The organism is Alteromonas sp. KUL42 (assembly GCF_006538325.1).
Classification (GTDB): Bacteria; Pseudomonadota; Gammaproteobacteria; order Enterobacterales; family Alteromonadaceae; genus Alteromonas.
Genome location: NZ_BJKK01000035.1, coordinates 1 through 5,260, shown reverse-complemented (window position 1 = coordinate 5,260; position 5,260 = coordinate 1). Strand labels below are relative to the sequence as shown.

The window sequence follows — 5,260 nt, the reverse complement described above, 5'->3', positions numbered from 1 at the left end:
CTGCGCGGTTTTTTTTGTGTCCTTTCATTCATATTACTGTTCGTTGCCGTTGTCGCTTTTAGCGTCAGTTTCAGAATGTTTATTCGTTGTACTTGCGTTAAAAACACTTTGCTCTCTTTGGTTTAACAGCGACAAATGTCCATCACGTTGATACGCTCGTAAATCAAATAGCGAAAGCATAGCCATTACATGGTCAAAGATATCGGCTTGTACTTTTTCATAAGCCACCCATTCTTTCTGAGCACTAAAACAATAGATCTCTAAGGGTAACCCTAATTCAGTGGGAGGCAGTTGCCTAACCATTAGTGTCATATCTTGGTTGATATTTGGGTGCTTACGCAGGTAGGCTTCTAAATAAGCCCTAAATGTACCTATGTTAGTTAGACGTCTGCTGTTGAGTAAATCAGACTCATCAATATCGTAGTCTTTGTGATAAGTGCGTAACTCATCTTTCTTCTTTTCGATATAGTCGTTGATGTAGCGTACTTTTGAAAAACGTTCTAGCGTTTCATTATTGCAAAGTGCGACAGAATGAATGTCGATATAAATAGCACGCTTTATTCTGCGTCCGCCAGATTCTTGCATTCCTCGCCAGTTTTTAACTGCTTCTGTCGTTAAACTGTACGTGGGCAACGTAGAAATTGTCTTATCCCAGTTTTGAACTTTTACATTTGTTAAGCCTATCTCTAAAATTTCGCCGTCTACTTCATACTTTGGCATCGCTATCCAATCGCCCGTATTGAACATGCGATTAGCGGCAATTTGAATGCCTGCAACAAAGCCTAAAATGGTATCTCTGAAAATTAACAACAGTACCGCAGCAATGGCGGTTAAACCCGAAACTATGAGCAGAGGGCTCTTGTTTACAATTAACGAGATACTTAACAATATCGTAATTATGGCAAAAGCGAGCTTCGTGACCTGAATAAACCCTGTTATTGGAGCCCGCTTGGCAAGCGCTGAGGCGTTGTAGACATCTTCTATAGTGCTTAACAAGGCATAAAGTGCGAGCAATGCTGTATATAGCATGTATAGCTGGACGCACTTTATTACTATGCCGTGCATGACTGCTTCATCACCAATGAGAATTGGCGTAGTAGTGTAAATTAGAAGGGCAGGGACTAAGTGTGTTAAGCGTCTAAAAAAACCGTGGTCTTGAAGCGCGTTGTCCCATTGGTTGTTGGATTTACTAACAAAGCGCGCTATTTGAGGGCGGATAAGAATTCGTGCAAAAATATACACTACAGCAGAGAACGCCAATATAGAACTGAGTGCGATTACATTGTACAAGGGGTCTTCAGGAGCAAGGCTTGGCAATAACTCCTGTACAAGCTGGGTGAATCTATCTCTTATCGACGTACTCATTTCCATTAATTACGACTCCAACAGTTTTTTAATTCGAGCGTCTTTATTCTTCCACAAATCATTTAACCAATTTTGAAAATAGAGACGAAACTCAGATTCTGTGCGCTCTGATTGTTGTTGTAGTTCGGGAATAGGCGTTACGTTAACATCAATCACTATTTTGGTCATTTGACCGCTTAACATGGCCATCATCGGGTGGCGTGTGTTTTCAGGGTAAAGTAATGAGATGTCTAAAACGTTAGTAAATAGCTCGCCCATTGCAGCCAAAGTGAACGAAACTCCGCCCGCTTTTGGTGGTAAAAGGTTTTGATAAGGGCTTTGCTTGGCCATATGCTTTTGCGTGGTGAAACGGGTACCTTCAACGAAGTTGATAACCGTGGTAGGTACGGTTCTGAATTTCTCGCAGTATGCTTTTGTGGTTTCTAAATCTTTGCCTTTCTTTTCAGGGTGTTTTTCTAAATACGCTCGTGTATATCGATGCATAAAGGGCATATCGAGTGCCCATGCACCAAGGCCCACAAATGGCAGCCAAATGAGCTCTTTCTTTAGAAAGAACTTAGGCGCCGGAATACGATGTGTGGCAAATTCTATAAGTAGAATAATATCTAGGTAGCTCAAATGATTGGCGATAATAAGATACCAACGGTCTTTTGCAAGCTCGCCATGCACAGCACATTCAATATCCACCTTATTGAAAAGGCGAATAAGTAGCACACTGACACGCCCAAAACTGAACATCAAGGCGTGCATTACCTTGTTCCAAGTTGTCTTAACGGCACCATTGGGCAACAAAAGTTTGACCAAGCCAAGTACAATAATAAGACCGCCCCACAAGGCTAAATTTAAAATCTGAAGGATGGTGTGAACAAGGAAAATAAATGGCGCCAGTACTACTCGGATCATAATGGTTTCTGTGTTGCGTTAAGTGAATCTAATAGGGTGTCTTTTGCCAGCCAGCGCTCGTTTAGCCAGGTTTGAAAGCGGGCACGTACTTGTGGGTCGTCAAAGTAGTTATCATTAAAAATTCCTTTTTCCATAATGTCTTTAATCGGCATGACATCAATATTTACGCGAATATTTCGTACTTTCCCGCTGACAAAGTCCCAAAATGAAGGTACACCTTCTGGGTAGTCAATCGTAACGTCAATAAGTTTGTGCAATTGCTCGCCCATGGCAGACAGAACAAACGCAATGCCGCCTGATTTAGGTTTTAGCAAATGCGTAAATGGAGAGGCTTGTCGTTCGTGTTTCGCTTGGGTAAAGCGAGTGCCTTCAACAAAGTTCATGATACTAACTGGCTTAGTTCTAAATTTTTCACATGCTTTGCGCGTGGTTTCCATGTCTTTGCCTTTTAAATGAGGATTTTTGGCCAAGAACGACTTTGCGTAACGACGCATAAATGGGAAGTCAAGGGCCCACCAGGCAAGCCCAAGAATAGGTACATAGATAAGCTCTTTTTTTAGAAAAAACTTCAAAAAAGGAATTTTACGGTTAAACACGCGTTGTAAAACCAATATGTCGACCCAAGATTGGTGATTAGCAATGACTAAGTACCAGTCATCGGCGGTAAGTTGGTCTAAGCCATTCACTTGCCATTTCGTACCACCACTAATGCGTTGATTTAAATTATTAACGCTGATCCACGCGGTTGCACAGGCGTCGAGAAAATATGACACAAAGCGTCGCCACGCAGGTATGGGAATTAGCTTAAACACGGACAGAAGTATTATGGGGGTGGCCCATAATACAGTATTCAAAAAGTATACGATGACGGAAATAGTGCCAACAATATGATGCAATAGTGCTTTAACCATTGTACTTACCTCAAAAATTAGGCGCTTAGTGTAAACGAACTTGATATAAAATCCGATAGAGCCTTTACTGATATCCTTGATAAAGGTGCAAATTTACGAATAAAAGGAGCTGAAATGGAACTAATTGGCGAAAATAGGGCATTTGGAGGTAGACACCTTCGTTATACTCATCAGGCGAAAACCACCCAATGTGATATGACATTCGCGATTTTCCTTCCGCCATTTGCGTCGAAAGAAAAACCGGTGCCTGTGTTGTACTGGTTATCAGGTTTAACCTGTACTGATCAGAACTTTATGCAAAAAGCTGGTGCTATGAAACTAGCAGCAGAATTGGGCATGGCTATTGTTGCTCCCGATACATCTCCTCGTGGTGAAGAAGTGCCAGATGATGAAAATAGTGCTTATGATTTTGGTTTGGGCGCGGGCTTTTACGTAGATGCCACGCAATCGCCTTGGGACAAGCATTATAAAATGTATAGCTATATCACCGAGGAGCTGCCAGCGTTAATTGAAAGTGAGTTTCCAGTTACCAAAGAAAAGGCTATCAGTGGTCATTCAATGGGCGGACATGGTGCGTTGGTTATCGGCATGCGCAATCCTAACAAATATGTTTCTGTGTCTGCATTTAGCCCGATAGCTAATCCGAGTGATTGCCCTTGGGGCCAAAAAGCGCTGGGTAACTATTTGGGTAGTGACCAAGACACATGGAAAGACTATGACGCTTCTATTCTACTGGGCAGCAAAACACATTACATTCCCATGTTGGTTGAGCAAGGTACTAAAGACGAGTTCCTTCAAGCGCAATTGAAACCACAGTCTTTGGTGCATGCAGCACAGCAGTCTGAAACTCAACTTACCTTGAATATGCACGAAGGGTACGATCATAGTTACTATTTCATTGCATCATTTATTGACGAACACCTTGAGTTCCACGCAGGTCACATGGGTATATTATAATTGTTAGCTGAAAGGCCCATTCAAGCGAGTTTCATCTCATTTGACTTCATTATGCGCTTAGTGTGGAAAATACAAGCTACGCGCCAAGTGCATGTCCAAAAACTCGCTTGAAATAATCAAAAAAGTGTAGAGTCAAGTACAACGTACTTTGGTGTTTACTCTTTCGACTGAAGTGTACTAGCTTATATTCGCTCAACTATAATCTTATTCTCATCTATAAGAGCATCTAGATGTACATCTTCAACTGAATGGAGAGGGACACTGCCTTCTTTAGCGCATGTAAAATTATTTCTTCCGTTTTCTTTTGCGTATAGCAACGCAAAATCAGCAAGCTTGAAAGAGTCATCAAATGACCATTCTTGTGGTGTAGAGTTTCTAACTGGCCAATAAAAACTTCCAGCTGAACAGCTAATGGTTTTACCCAACGAAGATTTGTATCCTTCTAATTGGCCATTAATGCTTTCTATAACTCGTTTACCTAAAGCGCTTACGTCGTTAATATTATTTACATTTGCAACGACTAGAAACTCTTCTCCTCCCCACCTAACAGCAATATCATTATCTCTAACAATACTTCTGATACCGTTTGCAACACTAACAATTACACGGTCCCCTATTTCATGACCAAATGTATCATTGATCTTCTTAAAGAAATCTATATCTAAAATGATAATGGCAACTAACTTCGAGGCGTCTAAATGGTCTTTTCCGTTTTGTTTGGTTAATAGTTTCTTTAAATAAGTATTAAAATGCCGTCTATTGGCCAAGCCGGTTAAGTGATCTGTATTACTTTTTAATTCAGCATAAGATTTCAGTTCATTTAACTCTTCAACCATTTTTTCTAATTCTAAAGTTCTTGCTTTTACCGTGTTTTCAAGTTTGTTTTGATATGCAATTACTCGCTTTCTTACTTTTGATTTATAAGCTACGTAGAAAAACAAAGAGGATAATATTAGTAAAGCATATAAAAAATATGCAAGACTACTTCTCCAGACCGGTGGCAGAACTTCGATGTAGACAGTAAACTCACTAGTACGAGATGGTGAGTAAGATAAATCATGGGAAATTAACAAAGTGTGGTTTCCAACAGAAAGTGAAGACAGCATTAATTTATTTGTTTCACC

Annotated in this window: 5 protein-coding genes; 1 reads left to right on the top strand and 4 read right to left on the bottom strand. The window is 40.5% G+C overall.

The window, feature by feature from the left end; genetic code table 11:
• Positions 1-33 precede the first annotated feature (33 nt).
• Genes EYR97_RS21710 through EYR97_RS21700 form a run of 3 tightly spaced genes read right to left on the bottom strand, consistent with a single transcriptional unit; the run spans position 34 to position 3,179 of the window.
• Entirely contained in the window at positions 34-1,371 is a 1,338-nt protein-coding gene (locus tag EYR97_RS21710) for a mechanosensitive ion channel family protein (protein WP_131095846.1), read from the bottom strand.
• A 3-nt stretch (positions 1,372-1,374) separates the two neighbouring features.
• Complete coding sequence (locus EYR97_RS21705; protein WP_131095845.1) at positions 1,375-2,268, bottom strand: acyltransferase; 894 nt, start codon at positions 2,266-2,268, stop codon at positions 1,375-1,377.
• Entirely contained in the window at positions 2,265-3,179 is a 915-nt protein-coding gene (locus EYR97_RS21700; protein WP_131095844.1) for an acyltransferase, read from the bottom strand. Before EYR97_RS21700 ends, EYR97_RS21705 begins: the two co-directional genes overlap by 4 nt.
• A gap of 114 nt (positions 3,180-3,293) precedes the next feature.
• Between EYR97_RS21700 and fghA the strand changes: the two genes are divergently transcribed.
• Entirely contained in the window at positions 3,294-4,136 is an 843-nt protein-coding gene (gene fghA / locus EYR97_RS21695) for an S-formylglutathione hydrolase (protein WP_131095843.1), read from the top strand.
• 182 nt (positions 4,137-4,318) lie between these two features.
• Here the strand turns inward: fghA and EYR97_RS21690 are convergent.
• The coding region (locus EYR97_RS21690; RefSeq protein ID WP_131095842.1) for a GGDEF domain-containing protein at positions 4,319-5,260 on the bottom strand (942 nt) is incomplete at its 5' end.